The organism is Phormidium pseudopriestleyi FRX01, assembly GCF_017313335.1.
In the GTDB taxonomy this organism is placed as follows: domain Bacteria; phylum Cyanobacteriota; class Cyanobacteriia; order Cyanobacteriales; family Laspinemataceae; genus Laspinema; species Laspinema pseudopriestleyi.
Genome location: NZ_JAFLQW010000554.1, coordinates 1 through 14,838, shown reverse-complemented (window position 1 = coordinate 14,838; position 14,838 = coordinate 1). Strand labels below are relative to the sequence as shown.

10 protein-coding genes are annotated in these 14,838 nt (G+C 46.0%); 6 read left to right on the top strand and 4 right to left on the bottom strand.

The window, feature by feature from the left end:
• On the top strand, positions 1-5,333 hold a 5,333-nt coding region (locus tag J0895_RS21050), incomplete at its 5' end, for a DNA/RNA non-specific endonuclease (RefSeq protein ID WP_207089954.1).
• Between the two features lie 960 nt (positions 5,334-6,293).
• Here J0895_RS21050 and J0895_RS21045 read toward each other — a convergent pair.
• Entirely contained in the window at positions 6,294-6,815 is a 522-nt protein-coding gene (locus J0895_RS21045; protein WP_207089953.1) for a pentapeptide repeat-containing protein, read from the bottom strand.
• Positions 6,816-6,884: 69 nt separating this feature from the next.
• Positions 6,885-7,418, bottom strand: a complete 534-nt coding sequence (locus J0895_RS21040; protein ID WP_207089952.1) for a pentapeptide repeat-containing protein — start codon at positions 7,416-7,418, stop codon at positions 6,885-6,887.
• 211 nt (positions 7,419-7,629) lie between these two features.
• Here J0895_RS21040 and J0895_RS21035 point away from each other — a divergent pair, with 211 nt between their 5' ends.
• Positions 7,630-8,058, top strand: coding sequence for a hypothetical protein (locus tag J0895_RS21035; RefSeq protein ID WP_207089951.1), 429 nt, complete (start codon positions 7,630-7,632; stop codon positions 8,056-8,058).
• Positions 8,059-8,064: 6 nt separating this feature from the next.
• On the opposite strand, the gene J0895_RS21030 is transcribed toward J0895_RS21035, so the two are convergent.
• Positions 8,065-9,342 (bottom strand): valine--pyruvate transaminase, encoded by a 1,278-nt coding sequence (locus J0895_RS21030; RefSeq protein ID WP_207089956.1) that lies wholly within the window; start codon positions 9,340-9,342, stop codon positions 8,065-8,067.
• A gap of 604 nt (positions 9,343-9,946) precedes the next feature.
• Between J0895_RS21030 and glgP the strand changes: the two genes are divergently transcribed.
• Together glgP and J0895_RS21020 are read left to right on the top strand one after the other, a co-directional pair.
• The gene (glgP, locus tag J0895_RS21025; RefSeq protein WP_207089950.1) at positions 9,947-12,166 is read left to right on the top strand and encodes an alpha-glucan family phosphorylase; all 2,220 of its coding nucleotides are present in this window, start codon (positions 9,947-9,949) and stop codon (positions 12,164-12,166) included.
• Between the two features lie 153 nt (positions 12,167-12,319).
• Positions 12,320-13,153: a Tab2/Atab2 family RNA-binding protein gene (locus J0895_RS21020; RefSeq protein WP_207089949.1), complete on the top strand. Its 834-nt coding sequence runs from the start codon at positions 12,320-12,322 to the stop codon at positions 13,151-13,153.
• Positions 13,154-13,432: 279 nt separating this feature from the next.
• On the opposite strand, the gene J0895_RS21015 is transcribed toward J0895_RS21020, so the two are convergent.
• Complete coding sequence (locus J0895_RS21015) at positions 13,433-13,636, bottom strand: hypothetical protein (protein ID WP_207089948.1); 204 nt, start codon at positions 13,634-13,636, stop codon at positions 13,433-13,435.
• 361 nt (positions 13,637-13,997) lie between these two features.
• Between J0895_RS21015 and J0895_RS21010 the strand changes: the two genes are divergently transcribed.
• On the top strand, positions 13,998-14,576 hold the full coding sequence (locus tag J0895_RS21010; protein ID WP_207089947.1) for a Uma2 family endonuclease: 579 nt from the start codon (positions 13,998-14,000) through the stop codon (positions 14,574-14,576).
• Between the two features lie 160 nt (positions 14,577-14,736).
• The coding region (locus J0895_RS21005; protein WP_207089955.1) for a DUF2887 domain-containing protein at positions 14,737-14,838 on the top strand (102 nt) is incomplete at its 3' end.

Below are 14,838 nucleotides of genomic sequence, written 5' to 3'. Positions count from 1 at the left end.
ATATTTCCTCCGTCAATATTGTTGCCGTCCCCACCGTCGGACTCCCCATCGTCACCTCCCTCGGTGTCCAACGCTCGACTGAGGGTCTCGCCAGTTTTTCTGCATCCTTAAATATGCCTGCTCCCGCAGAAAACAACCCTAACAGTGCCCCAATTATCCAAGAAGTTTCACTCCAATTTACGGATGAAAACGGTCAGGCATTTGAAGGGAACGAACCCGTGGTGTTTTTGACGGCGAGTAATGTATTAATTGATGAAACTCAGTTGCTCGACCCCTTGGGAAGCCGCTTTGAAGACCTGAGCGTTAAGTTTCACGTGGGTGAAAAAGTATATGAAGGCACGGTAGTCCGGGAACTGAGCGAAGCATTGGGCGACAATCAGTTTAAAGTGGCGGTTAAAGTGCCGAATACGGTTGCGCTTGGCACCTCGCGCATCAGCCTCGCACGACAACAGAACCGACTGGTGGGGCAAAATAGTACCTCACCCGTTTACGAGGTTTATGAGTATGACAGCAATAAAATTCGACTGGATGAGGCCGGTGAGTATGTGTTTGCTGCCCTCAACACTGCTGACCGACTGGCGGTGTTAGAAGGAGTTAATCCAGAATCTGTTGTCGAACAAAGTGATAGCACTCAGCTGCTGCGAGCCACGATTCCCGTGGGAACCTACGAGCAGTTGGATCGTCCGTCAGCGAGTGCTGTAACTCACGATGGTACCCGAGTTTACGTGACGCTTTCTCGGTCGAGTCAGGTGGCATTAGTAGATGCGATGGTATTGGCACAAGTGGATACAGATGCCTCAATAGAGGGGATGAATCCGATTGATTTACCTGCTGGGAGTTCGCCAACATCAATTGCGATCGGTTCTCGGGATAAGTATGCCTATATCGCTGATGGCAATAGCGAGAAAATTTACGTTCTCGATATCAATCCATCGAGTGCCACCTATCATGAAATCATCCACACGATTTCTGTAGACTCACCCACAGCTAAACTGAACCAAGTGGCGATAAGTAGCGATCAGCGCAAACTGTTTGTCACGGCTAATAACGGTTGGATTTATGTTATCAATATAGACCCGCAAGACCGACCCGACGACCCCAATTCCAATCCTCGGTTGTGGCACGAACAAATTGGAGCGATTCAGACTGCGACTGGGGCGGGTGGAATTGAAGCGACTGCCGACCCTTTGAAGATGGTCTTTACTAATAGCAATCGCTCCCAGGATGCGAATGGGTTTGGCGTCTTGTCAGTAACCGATGATGACCCGCTCAATTTTGCAGCAACGAGTCGTTATGCCAATATCGGAATTGGGCCAGTTTCTGATTATTTTGACGTCAACGAAGCCGTAGCAGTGGATGTCATGGATGATGGCTCTTATGCTTTCGTGGCGGTCAGGAACTTTTTGGGGAGTATATTCCAGGATGATCCGCGTCAAGGAGGTAATATAGGGATTATTAAAGACCCTTTTGGCGAGAATCCGCAATTAGTGGCAGCCACGCGACCAATTCCGGGAGGATTACTCCAAGATGTGGTACTGGATAACGAGAATAAATATCTTTATGCAGCGTTTAATGGAATCGGTGGAAATCGGGGAGGGACTTATGTGTTTGACGTGGAAGAAATTATTAAGACTCTGGAAAACCCCAGTGAATTTACTATCGACCACCTTGATCGTGGTATAGGCTCTCCTTACTATGACCCCTCTACTGCCCAATTGGTCTCCCAGAGCGATTTTGCTACAGTTCCGATTGATGATATTAACCCAGAGATTAGCATTGCTGCCGATTACCAGATTCTGACAGGGGATTGGGCGAAAAATCAGTTTACTTATGGAGTGCCCGAGGGTAGCACTCGCTCCCCCGTTGGAACTGGGCAAACCTTTCACCTCAGCGTAGCACCTACTTCCGATGGGTTGGAGTTAATTGGGCCAATTGGGGTTGAAGAATGGGAGACCAATTCTCTGACTCCGACCTTTGAATGGGATTTTGGTTCTACCTTGAGTGAAGAGATTAAGGAGGTCAACCTCTTTGTTAGCGTGTTTGAAGAAGGAGATGGATTGTTACCCTGGGATTCAGTAGTTAATTTATCCGACCCAACCATTCTTCCCAACCTGACAGCAGCCGAAAAACGGGAATTCCTGACCCAACCTTGGAACGGATACGATGACTTCAATCCGAACCGAGTCTTGACAGCAACTTGGAAAGAAAATGAGGGGTGGATTTGGAATGGAGGACAAAACTATACTTCAACCAATACCAGTTTTACTCTCGACCCAGACCGGACGCTCACGGCAAACCAGACTTATTATTGGGCAGTCGAATCTGTAACGATGGATGGAGACCGGGAACTTAAATTAGGGCAGTTCAACACCCCATCAATTACCAATGACTCCCCCTTCAGTAGTGTCACCATCTTAACTCATGGGTTTAATCCTCCCTATATTTCTCAGTCGGAAATCCCTCCCCAATTCTTCGAGCTTGCCGGTAATATTCTTGATGCAGGTGGGGGAGGATTGATGCTTCGCTACCATAAGCCTACAGGCTTCTGGACTCCCGTAAATCGCTACGGTCAAATTATGGCAGACTTCCCCCAAGGCGAGAATCCAGAAAATACCGAAAACTATCTCGAACAACTGGGAAATTATATAACGAACCACTACAGGGGTAACCCTTTGGTACTGTTGCCTGACTGGGCGCAAAACCAGGAATCCGCAGTACCAGACTCTGGTTTTACTGAAGGTGCAGCAGATGCGTTCTATGCTTCCTTGGTACAACTTGACCAATGGCTGGGAGGAAGTGTGGGAACTCGTAACGAACAAGGCGAATTAGTGCGATTGTACGACACTCAGGGAAACCTGATTCGCCAACAAGGTGATTTGTTTAATTCTCCGATGCACTTTATCGGCTTTAGTCGGGGGACCATCGTCAATAGCGAAATCCTACAGCGCTTGCTAACAACTTATCCTCATGCTGGTGGGATAGATGAGAACAATCGCGATTTGCACGTGACAACCATAGACCCCCACGATTTTGACCAACCGGGACTTTCTTTGCCGATAATCGGAGGATTTAGAAACTTTTATGAACCGAAGGTGCAAATGTGGGAAGGGATTACTTTTGCCGATAATTACTATCAAACCACTGCAGAGCCAAATAGTTTCACCTCTATTACTCCCAACGGTCGCAATCTTCCCAATTTGCTGCCCCCAGAAGATAGTGGCAATGCTCCCGGACTACAGTTCCCTACAGATGAAAATGGGAACTTCCTAGGGGTTCCCGATGTGGTGGAGTTCCTGGGAACTCGTTTGGGGACAGAGGATGATGCTAACAGTCGGGTTGGTTTTAGCCGACAGACCGATCCGATTCCAGTTATTGGAGGTGGTTTAGGGGCGACTCACGGACGAGTTTTAAGTTGGTATTTGGGAACAACTGACCTAGAACTGTCGGAGTCCAATCCGAGCGAGGTGACAGCTTGGGGAGATAATCCCTTATATCGCCGTCGCAGTGATGGACGCTACGATGTACTGTTTGATGAAGATTTTTATAAGACCTATCCCAACCGAGTGAATCCTTGGTATGTACCCCAACATACGGAGGCAGAGTTTGAAAATCGCTTGGGAGAAGCGCCTTGGGAAGGAATTGGCAGTGGCTGGTTTTATTCGGAATTAGGAGGGGGCAAAGAACTCCGTCCTTATCAGGTGAATGGAACGAAACAAAGTCGGGATGAAATTGAGAATTTTGACGAATATTTAAGCAGTAGGCGCGTGCCCCTCCACTTTGATAATACTCATAGTGCGAGTATGCGGGGTGATTTTGCGGTGCCGACGCTGTTTAATGGAAATTTTGATGCGGCGATCGACCCGTTTGGCAATCAGCTCAATACAATTCGCCGAAATATTTCCTCTGGGATACCGGGTTGGTCGTTCCACAACGCTCAAAATCCTCAAATTGATTTGGTTTCACAGCTTGCTGATGTCAGTGCGATTAAAGGAAAAGACGAAACCGATTATGCTTTCAAGTTGGGTGATGGGCTGACGGAAATTGTCCACAATCGCTTTGTGGTGCCGGATTGGGGGGCGTTGCGTTTTGATGTTCACGTGCCGATTCCCGCTCGTCTGGATGACCGCAATGATTATATTGAGGTGTATTTGGAAACGGATACCCAGACTTATACGTTGAGGGGAGAGCAGGTCGATCCTGAAGCGATCGTCAATCATTTTTCTTTTGAGGGCAATGCTTCTTCAATTCCCATTGAGGACATCAGATCGGTTTCGGCTGCAGTAGATTTGCGCGAAGTTCATCCAATTACAATAGGTCAACCATCCATCCAATCGCAGCTCAATCGGATTGGCTTTCGTTCGCAAGGATTTGAAACATTTCAAGTCGATGTCCCAGATGAAGTACGAGGTCAACCCGCAAAGCTCCGATTCAAACTACATGGAGATACAGTCGCTTATATTGATAATGTTTTCTTCCAAAGCGAACACCTGAAGTTTGGCAATCCAGCACTAAATGGGCAGGAAGCCAGAGCCGACGGACTGTATCAGCCAAATAACTACTTGCTGGAAAAACCTCAGTATGCAGTATCCTACAGCGACGAACTCAAAACGCCTAATTGGGTGAGCTACAAGTTGGATCCGTCTTGGCTGGCTGGAATAAGTCCTCCGCAGCGCCCTTATTTCTCTCCAGATTTTGGCCTTCCCTTTGAAAGTACAGTTTTAAGAGAAGATTACGGTAAAAACACAGGCTACAATGGCACTGTTGCTATCATTGGTCACCTGGTTCCCAACCAAGACCGGATCCGAGGAACCCAGAGCTATCATACCACCCTGCATCCGGAAACAAGCAACCCAGAACACTACTTTATATTTAAGGATAATTTCCAAACTTTCCTGACAACCAATGCGGTGGGTCAACCTCAATATGATAGGGCATGGCAAGCTTTAGAAGGCGATCTAAATTCGTTTGTCCGCAATCCGAACCACCTGAGAAATGAGGTGTACGTTATTGCTGGGAGGCTTGGATCGCAAGATCGGATTCCCTCGTACAACCCCCCCGGAATCGATCGACCATTTGATATTGACGTTCCCGATCTGCTATGGAAAGTAATATTAATTCCGGAGGCACCAGGTCAAAGTCCGGCCAACCTAACATTAAACGCGGTGACTTTTGGCGTCATTCTTCCAAATACTAATCAACCCAGCAACAACTGGAGAGGTTCCGTTTTCTCCGTTAATGATATTGAAGAGTTGACCGGTTACAACTTTTTCAGTAATATTCCTGATGAAATTCAGGAACAGATAGAAAACAACAACACAGTTTTACTCATTTAAAGTTTCCATTGCTTAGTGATGAACCAGTCTAATAATTAGCGAGCTGCCTGTGTAAAATAAATGGCATTATTTATAATAATGCAGTTTTTATCTGAAGTCTTTCATTCAAATCCCACATTCCGCAGGTTTAATTGCTGAGTTCTTATTTTTTTAAACCTTTGTCCATAAAGGGTTTCAGCGATTTTCTATAAAATCTAGGGGAACGATGCTCCTCACTGTAACCGGAGTTTTTCGGCTTATTGAGAATATTCTCAATAAAAACCGCACTTTTTGAATGCTTGCTCCGATGGAGAGAGTTATAGAACCCCCTCTACAGAAAATAGCTAAAAATCTTAGAAGGAAAGGTTTGTAGCCATTTTTAAAAAATGGTTGCTTCAGCCAAAAAACTTGCGGAGACATTCCGGATAAGTATTTTTGCTTATGCGGAATGTGGGTCAAATCAACCGTTTACGTTATTTTTCGACCATTTATTACGGGCTTTGGTTTATGATTAAAACGACATCCTTTGATTTATTTTTTATCTTTCATAAAAGCTGAAAATCTCCCATCTTACATTGTAGTTTTTTATAAGATTACATCGTGGCAAATAACTTTGCGGGGTATCCCTGAACCCATTTTATTTGAGACAAATTGACCAGGGAAATATTGCTGCCGCTTAAGTCGGTATTGGTCAGTTAGACTGCTCCCAGCTTAACTTCCGTCAAGTTGGCATCGATAGGTCATATTACTCAGGTCCGATCTACGCAGGATAAGGAGTATTAACCTTACTGTAAAAAACCGGATTCCCGCAAGATTTCGCGTTACAGTATTCTAAGGCTTGAGCAGTTGATGGGGGATCATATGTATTGAGTTTATTAAACTTCAAAGTTTAATAAACTCAATACCGAGAGATCTCTACAAACCTATATTGGTGACTAAATGTCAGTCGTTATTTGTCATTTAATCATCAAGTTACAACAACTATTTTAAATATTTAGGCCCGGACACGAACGTTCCATCAGGCATAGTGGTATCCCAGAGCAAGGCCCCAGTACAGTCAACCTTCCGAGGATATCCCCGCTCGAATTTGACTCCAAATAGACCGACTTGACAGAGGATGCTTTCGCGCAAGTTAGCGTCCGTTAGATTAGCACCGTATAACTTGGCTCCGCTCAAATTGGCTCCGAGCAGTTGAGCGCGGGTGAGATTAGTCCCCCATAATACGGTGTTGGTCAGAGTTGCCCCAGTCAGATTGGCATCGCTGAGATTAGTTTCTACCAACCAAGCACCACACAAGTAAGCTCCGACCAATTGTGCACCTCTCAAGTCGCAGCGAGTCAGTGTAGCTCCGGCGAGGTAAGTTCCACTCCAGATCGTGTTACTCAAATTGGCATCGCACAGCGCTCTGGCATTAATAGCAAGGTCAATGCCAGCAAAATTTCGCTCTCTAGCTTTGTAACGGGCGAGTAATTCGTTAGGGGTAATACATAAATCTTTATTCATCTTTAGATGGTTAGCTAAATTTTAAATAACTTTCTACAAAAAAATTGTTTTTGTTCTTCAAATCGATGACTAGAATCTCTGGTCGTATTGGGGAATAGCTATAAAAGTTCCATCAGGCATTGTCGTTTCCCAGAGCAAGGAGCCGGGAGAATAGATGTCAAAAGATGGGTGAGAAGGCCAAATTTTAGACAGATTCGTCTGACACAGAACGCTGTATTCTAAGTTAGCATGAGCGGTGTCAGATCCATCGAGATTGGCTCCAATCAAGTTTGCTCCTTCCAAAAGGGTACGGCTAAGATCGGCACACTCCAAGCAGGCTCGCTTTAAGGTGGCTCCGATTAAATTGACTTTCCTCAAATCAGCTAAGGTCAAATCGGCGTCTGGCATATAAACTCCCACCATTTTAGCTCCTGTCAAGTTGGCTTCTCTGAGTTTGACTCCGGGCAGATAAGCCCCACTTAAAATAATCCCGCTCAAGTCAGCCCCACAGAGCGCCTCCGGGTCATTGTTCGGTTCTATCAATCGAATTCCAGCAAAATTACGCTCTCCAGCTTGGTAACGGGTGAGCAGTTCGCTGGGAGTCAGAGATAAAGTTGGATTCATTTTATATTCCTTAAAGTTTAAACGCTAGACTAAAGTCTAGCAAATTCCGGGCTAATCTGTCAGTAAAACATAGGAAAACATAAAAAACATAAAGGGCAGCTTTCTATTAAATTTTCAATTTTAATCTCCACGAACTTATGGAAAGTTACTATCTCAACGGACATAATAACTTTACTCAATACACCCAGAAATTACCGCCACACCGAGTGGTTTGGTTCGCATTGGTTCCACTTATTTATATCAGTTACCTCGGAGGGATTCTGATGGCGACCCGTTGAAGTTCAACTTCGTCCAATCCCCCAGGGGAATGGGACTGGATGAGTGGGGTCGCATTGTCTGGACGTTAACTCACCATCAATTTGGTTTTCATGCGATTTCTCTAGGAGTTAGTGATGGCGAAGATACTCCCACTTTATCTTGGAGGGTAAATGCCAGTGAGCAAACTGTCAATCGTCTACCTAGCATCACCTTTACTCCAAGTTTACTTACCAAGTTACAACGGGTTTATCAATATCAATTCGTCGGCGAACATCCTATTAATTTTGTTTTGGGGGTTAGAAACCGGGTTTCTGCCTCAATTTGGGTGGATTGTCAAAGTTTTGGTCAAGAAACCCGGTTTCTGAATTTTTGCCTGGATTGAATTGAGTTAGGCAATGACGCCTTGAAATACTTTTTCAACCACTTTGGCTAAACGTTCCATACCCATTTCTATGGCTTCGTCACTAGCAGTTAAACTCAGTCTAATACATTCATGTTTGTGCTTCCAATCTTCGCGTAATCCGGGGAAGAAACTGCTGCCGGGAACGGCTATGACTCCGACTTTTTTCAATTCTTGATATAACTCCCAATCGGTCATGGGTAAGTCTTGGAACCACATCCATGCAAAAATTGCGCCTTCACCGCGATGCAAGAACCAAGGGATATCTTTCGGCATGGCGCGATCGAGGGTGGTTTCTAGGACGGTGAATTTTTGCTGATAGTAGGGACGAATGACGGTTTCGGCAATTTCGGCTAATGCTCCCGATGCGATCGCCCTTGCTGCGATCGCCTGTCCATAGCGAGAGGAGTGAATACAGAGGTTTGTTTGGAAGGCTTGCAATATCTGAATCGTGCGTTCATCCCCGATCGCCATCCCAATTCGTTCTCCCGGTAACCCCGCCTTGGACAAACTCATACAATGAATAATATTCCCGCCAAAAATCGGCGTCATATCGGTAAAATTCAACGCGGGATAGGGCGGTGCATAGGCTGAATCCACAAATACTGGCACATCATACGGCGCTGCCATTGCGGCAATTTTCTTCACTTCGTCCTCGGTTAGCACGTTCCCGGTGGGATTACAGGGACGAGAAAAGATGACACAACCGGCATTTTCATTAATCTCTAATTGGCTGAAATCTGGACGATATTTAAACCGATGCGCCGTCGCATCCAGATCTAAGGTTGGTTTATAGGCAACTAAAGATTCCGGCACTAAGCTGACTCCGCCATACCCGGTATAATCGGGACTCAGGGGTAAAACGATTTGTTTGAGTTGTCCACTGGTGGTATATCCACCCAAGGTATTGGCGGCAAAAAAGTAGAGGCATTGACTGCCGGGAGTAATCAGGATATTGCGATCGCTCAGGTTTAATCCATAGCGCTTGTTAAAATCGGCTTTGATAACATCAATAAATGGCTGATATCCTTGGGATTCTCCGTAGCGACAGACGACTTCCCCATACTCCGAGGATGATAGCAAATCGGCGGTACAATCGCGCCACAACTGTTCAACCTCGGGCAAAATGACGGGGTTTCCAGCACTCATATTAATTAAATCCCGATCTGCACCGGCGCGTAAGGTTTCGCTAATATCTTTCATGATGGCCCGCACTCCAGTAAGCTGGGACATCTGTTCACCAAATTTAGTCAGATCGGGATTCATAGGACTTCTACTATTAACGATAAGTTGGCCGTGATTTTTACCGATTTTAGCTGATTTTTGGTGTTGCGATCGCGGCGATCGGCTGAGATTCGCCATTTCTAAGCCTTAGTGGGCCTTCTATTGTCTAGGGTTCCCAACAAGGGCGATCGCCCTTGTTGGGACTGAACGTCAGGAATTGCTCACAATTAAGACCCTTTAAAACGGACCCTAATCTGCGAAATTGGTCGGAAAAGTCCCCTCATTTCAGCCCGTAGACGGATGAAATTTCCCTGATTTTAATAGAACCAAAAACCGAGTAAAGGCTTGATATAGAAAGACATTAGCTGATTTACCCTCCACCTAGACTCGGGGAAAAGAGGACCTATCAAACCCCGAACCCCCCTAGGGCCAGTTCAAGGACGATCTGAAGCAAAACTTAAAATTGTGTAATAAAACACCTATTTACCACCTAGAGGTAATAAATTTATAATTCATCCTAAATGTTGCCAAAGGAGCAACCCCGGGATACTCTTGGCAGCGATCGGTCCATCGAGAGTCTTCGGGGTATCGCCCTTGTGTCAAATGTCGGACAACCGAAAACGTCTCGAAAGCATGGTGTCATAGTATGGTGATTGAAAATTACACGAAAGCCAGCCAACAGTTGCGGAAGAAATTACCCCTTCCCCTGAAACCGTTGGCAGAAATCGCTTATAACTATTGGTGGAGCTGGACGAGTGAACGAATTTCTCTGTTTCGCAACATCGATCCCGATGCATGGCAGCAGTGGAACCACAATCCCGTTGCCTTGCTGCAATTTGTTTCCCTAGAACGCCTCACTCAGCTGGCAAGCGACCCGGATTACATGAAGCGGGTGAAAGCGGTTTCGCAGCAATTCCACCGCTACATGGCAATTCGGGATACTTGGGCGAGTCGAGTGGCCCCTCTGATTACCAGCGATCGCCCCGTCGTGTATTTCTGTGCCGAATTTGGCATCCACGAATCTCTCCCCATCTACTCCGGTGGTTTGGGGATGTTAGCTGGGGATCACCTCAAATCGGCCTCAGATTTAGGCGTTCCCTTAATTGGGATTGGTTTAATGTATCGGCAAGGGTATTTCCGCCAACGCATTAACGGTCACGGATGGCAAGAAGATTACTATGTAGATAACATCTTCGAGCAGATGCCGTTGGAGTTAATCACCGATGCCGCTGGTAAACCGATTACGGTTGAATTAGAAATCCGCAGTCGGGTGGTCAAAATCCAAATTTGGCGGGTACAAGTCGGGCGAGTTTCCCTCTATTTACTCGATACCGATCGCCATGATAACGACCCCCTCGATCGCTGGTTAACCGGACACCTCTATGGCGGCAACCAAGACACCCGGATCGCTCAGGAAGTTGTCCTCGGTATCGGGGGTGTAAGAGCATTAGAATCCCTGGGAATTAACCCGGGGATTTGCCACCTCAATGAAGGACACGCCGCCTTCTGTACCCTAGAAGTCGCCCGCATGGAAATGCAGCGCACGGGTAAGAGTTTCTATGATGTAGAACAGTCGGTTCGCGAACGTTGTGTCTTCACTACTCACACTCCAGTTCCGGCGGGTCACGATGTGTTTTCCGGAGACTTAATTGAGTCTTACTTCTCTCACTATTGGCCGACCCTGGGACTGACTCAGGAACAATTTATGGCTGTCGGTGCAAGGCGTCTGGGAGACCCTTGGGAACCGTTTGGGATGACTGTACTTGCTTTGCGGATGTGTCGGACTGCTAACGGAGTCTCGGCTTTACATGGGGAAGTTTCCCGGAAGATGTGGCATATTATGTATCCTGATCGCTCGATGGAAGAAGTGCCGATCGGCCATATCACTAATGGGGTTCATCAGCGCACCTGGACTGCACCTCTGATTAGTGAGATGTATGCTGAGTATTTCGGGGAGGATTGGTCTAATCGCATCGCTGACCCGCAAATGTGGGCGAAGGTGGATGAGATTCCCGATGAGGAACTCTGGTGGCGTCATCAACTGCTGAAAGAGCGGTTAATTGCTCACACTCGCACTAAGATTAAACGAGCAAGGCAACAACGGGGGGAAAATTCCCAGTGGGTGGATGCGGCAGACCGGATTTTAGACCCGAATGTGCTAACGATTGGGTTTGCGCGCCGCTTCAGTACCTACAAGCGGGGGTATTTGTTGATGCATGATTTAGAGCGATCGCTACGGCTGTTCAGCAACCCAGAACGCCCGGTGCAAATCGTGTTTGCGGGGAAAGCACATCCGGCAGATGAACAAGGGAAGCGGATTCTACAACGGATTTATGAGTGGAGTCAACAACATTCCTTGTTACAAAATCGGGTGATTGTGCTGCCTGATTACGATATGTACACGGGACGCAAGTTGGTTCAGGGTGTGGATGTGTGGTTGAATACCCCCCGTCGTCCTTTGGAAGCATCGGGAACCAGTGGTCAAAAGGTCTGCTTTAATGGCGGGATTAATTGTAGTGTGTTAGACGGATGGTGGTGCGAAGGCTATCAAACGGGTCCTGATGGCAAAGGGATGAATGGTTGGGCGATCGGGGAAGATGCTCATACCAGCGACCAAGAAATGCAGGATAAAATTGATGCAGAATCCCTGTATCGGTTATTAGAAGAGGAAATTGTTCCCCTGTATTACGATATTGACCCGAATACTGGTCTATCTCACGGTTGGATTAAGATGATGAAGGGTTCGATTAAGACCAATGCGCCGTTATTCAACACCGATCGCATGGTGGCGGATTATGTATTGAAGGTTTATGCACCGGGGATTCAGCTTGATTTAGAACCGATTCTCGCCAGCGTTTTGGTGTAATCGCGACAACCTACTTCGCGGGGGTTTGAACCGCCGCGAAGTAGGGGCGATTCGCGAATCGCCCCTACGTCGGATGAATCCGACTAAAAACTTTGCCGGAAAAGCATTTTAGGGTTGAACTCCCGCCTGTACTGATACATTTGGATTGTAGTTATGGTTATTTGGCAAGCAGATTTTTACCGTCGTCCTTTACAAAGTGCCGCAGGGGAAACGTTATGGGAGTTGTGTCTGTGTGATGCAACGCTTAGTTTTCAATGGAGTCGTTGCTGTTCCCAATCGGAGGCAAACTCGACTTGGTTAGCGGAACAACTTCAAATTGCGGGGGAGGGGAGATTACCGGAGGCGATCGCGGTGTTTCGTCCACAGTCGCTTAGTTTGATGGTAGCGGCGGGTGAAAAACTGGGGGTTAAGGTAGAAGCTTCTCGTCGCACTTTGGCTTTAAAATCATGGTTGGTGGAGAAGGCGCAGGAGTATAGAAATGAGCCAAATTATACTCATGAATCTTATGAACCTTTAGTGGGCGATCGCCCGCCACCGGGACCGCTACCGGAAGAGTTATGGGGCGATCGCTGGCGGTTTGCTTCGGTGAGTGCAGCTTATTTAATGGAAGTGTTTGCCGAACGAGTAATCCGGATTCGGCACATCCCGGAGGAACTGACCCCAGTTGCCTTGGGACTCCCTTCTACTGAGGTGATTCCTGGAGTGGTCCTCGATGGCGGACGGCAATCGATGAAAATTGCTCAATGGTTGCAGGAAGCATCCCCAGTGGCGATCGATTATAATCCAGGACCGCCCAATGGATTAATTTTAGAGGCGGGATTAGTAGATCGGTGGATTATTGCTACCTTTGAGGATACAGAAGTTGCAGAGGCGGGTCAAACTTTTCAACAGCGCAAACAGGCAACTCAGGGGTTACATTTTTTGCTCATCCAACCGGATGATTCAGGGATGACCTATAGCGGGTTTTGGTTATTACAGAATAGCTGAAAACTGGTTGCTACAAAGAGGGATATAGGGTTTCTTTTGACCCTTATAAATTGATAGCGCCTGCTAGAGTAATTCATCCAGCAGGCTGCTTTTTATTGATAGACATTCATGAGTCCCAGTAATAAGTTTGAAGAGATTGCATCAACTGGAAAAATCTAGCCTTGCAAGAGTACATTTGTTGCTACTCCTTCTCTTGATTTAAGATAGTTCAAGACTGAATCAAAACCGTCACAACCCAACTAAAACAAGCATTTTACATCTCCGAACAACCAATATATGTTATTCGACAACCCGAATTAAACCTCGTTGCACGGCATCGAAAACGCGACTAATTTGGGTATGTTCGCGGTCATTCAGGGCATTTTTTGAGAGGAGCGTTCTCATCAACAGTTGTTGGTCAACGCGGGTTATTTGCCGCAGAGCAAAGATTCTCTCCACAATTTGATCCACTGAAAGTTTAGGTAAAGTTGTTTGACCTAGCATGATTGCACCCTGTTTAAATCTATTGCACAACACTCATACTTTATTGTTAAAGATTTGATGAATTTAGGGAGCGATCGCGAACATAGGAAACCTGTGAAAAATTGGCAGAAAACTTGCGATCGATATCATTGACAAAATCAAAAAAATGGTCATGGTTCCGGGAAGGTCCGAGGTGGCCTGAACTGAGGGACCTATTTGGGGGGCGATCGATGATGTTAGGTATAAATCAATGGGATAATTCCTGGATCAGATTTCTCCCCCATAGTTCCTCCCTCCGGACCACTCTCACCCGTGAACCTCCAGAGTTATGGTAATTTGATGCGCTATAATAGCATCCATCAATCCCATCTAAACAATTGCCATGAATGCTATAGTCGTCGATAAATTATGCAGCTTTGAAGACTATCTACAGTATGATGATGGAACCGATAACCGATATGAATTAGTTAATGGGAAATTAGAGATTATGAATCCACCAACTATCAGACATTTGCTGATTGCCGATTTTATTCGAGATAGCTTAAAAGCGGAAATTAATCGAAAAAAATTACCTTGGCTATGTTTTAAGGAAGCCGGGGTCAGAACCGGATTTCGGAAATCTCGGTTAACCGATATCTGCGTAGTCTTACAAGAACAAGTCATAGATTTGTTGGATAAGTCCGCTGTGTTCCAGACCCCGCCTTTATTAGTGATAGAAGTTGTCAGTCCTGAATCTATTAATCGGGACTATCGATATAAGCGATCGGAATATGCAGCCGCCGAAATTCCCGAATATTGGATTATAGACCCCATCCTAAATAAACTATCCGTCTTGCGCCTAGAAGAGGGATTCTATGAAGAAACCATATTAACCGCAAGTCAGCCGATAGTCTCGCAAGTTTTCCCAGAATTAACCCTAACCGTTGACCAAGTTTTAGCAGCAGGAAACCTAGACGCTTAATTTGTCAAAAGCTGTCTATGCAATTTTATGGATAAAATAAATAATGACAGCCAATAAAATAGCCTGAATTGGGTAAAAAATATAGTTGACCCAAACGTAATTATGATAAAATAGAACTAAATCAAGACATCATACTGGAGTGTCATCTACTCCTGCTGACATGGAAACAGACCCTATATTTTACCGACTGTTTAAACAACAACCCAGTTGTTTCTTTGAACTGATTGGTCGTCCCGCCTCCGAAGCAGAGGCTTATGAATTT

Excerpts from the sequence above, each read along its gene's own strand:
- J0895_RS21010 (WP_207089947.1), top strand. The coding sequence starts at position 13,998 with ATGAATGCTATAGTCGTCGATAAATTATGCAGCTTTGAAGACTATCTA.
- J0895_RS21045 (WP_207089953.1), bottom strand. The coding sequence starts at position 6,815 with ATGAATAAAGATTTATGTATTACCCCTAACGAATTACTCGCCCGTTAC.
- J0895_RS21030 (WP_207089956.1), bottom strand. The coding sequence starts at position 9,342 with ATGAATCCCGATCTGACTAAATTTGGTGAACAGATGTCCCAGCTTACT.
- J0895_RS21020 (WP_207089949.1), top strand. The coding sequence starts at position 12,320 with ATGGTTATTTGGCAAGCAGATTTTTACCGTCGTCCTTTACAAAGTGCC.
- J0895_RS21015 (WP_207089948.1), bottom strand. The coding sequence starts at position 13,636 with ATGCTAGGTCAAACAACTTTACCTAAACTTTCAGTGGATCAAATTGTG.
- glgP (WP_207089950.1), top strand. The coding sequence starts at position 9,947 with ATGGTGATTGAAAATTACACGAAAGCCAGCCAACAGTTGCGGAAGAAA.
- J0895_RS21040 (WP_207089952.1), bottom strand. The coding sequence starts at position 7,418 with ATGAATCCAACTTTATCTCTGACTCCCAGCGAACTGCTCACCCGTTAC.